The organism is Bacillus sp. 22475, assembly GCF_052044835.1.
In the GTDB taxonomy this organism is placed as follows: Bacteria; Bacillota; Bacilli; order Bacillales; family Bacillaceae_G; genus Bacillus_A; species Bacillus_A cereus.
Map to the genome: position 1 here is coordinate 1 of NZ_JBQENW010000119.1, position 302 is coordinate 302.

Here is a 302-nt window from a genome sequence, read left to right on the forward strand (position 1 = left end):
ATCCCGTCATCCTCCACCATTTAGCCGACTTAGCTCAATTGGTAGAGCAACTGACTTGTAATCAGTAGGTTGGGGGTTCAAGTCCTCTAGTCGGCACCAGAAAATCATGGCGGTTGTGGCGAAGTGGTTAACGCACCGGATTGTGGCTCCGGCATTCGTGGGTTCGATTCCCATCAGTCGCCCCATTTTTTCTTAAAATATTAATATGCGGGTGTGGCGGAATTGGCAGACGCACTAGACTTAGGATCTAGCGCCTTTGGCGTGGGGGTTCGACTCCCTTCACCCGCACTTTTAATAAAATA

At 49.7% G+C, this 302-nt stretch carries 3 tRNA genes; all 3 read left to right on the forward strand.

The annotated features are described in order from the left end of the window. Nucleotides 1-23: 23 nt before the first annotated feature. Nucleotides 24-99, forward strand: a tRNA-Thr gene (locus ACTJJY_RS32200). Nucleotides 100-109: 10 nt separating this feature from the next. Next, nucleotides 110-185, forward strand: a tRNA-His gene (locus ACTJJY_RS32205). Between the two features lie 22 nt (nt 186-207). Then, nucleotides 208-288: transfer RNA gene (locus ACTJJY_RS32210), tRNA-Leu, on the forward strand. The last annotated feature ends 14 nt before the right edge of the window (nt 289-302 follow it).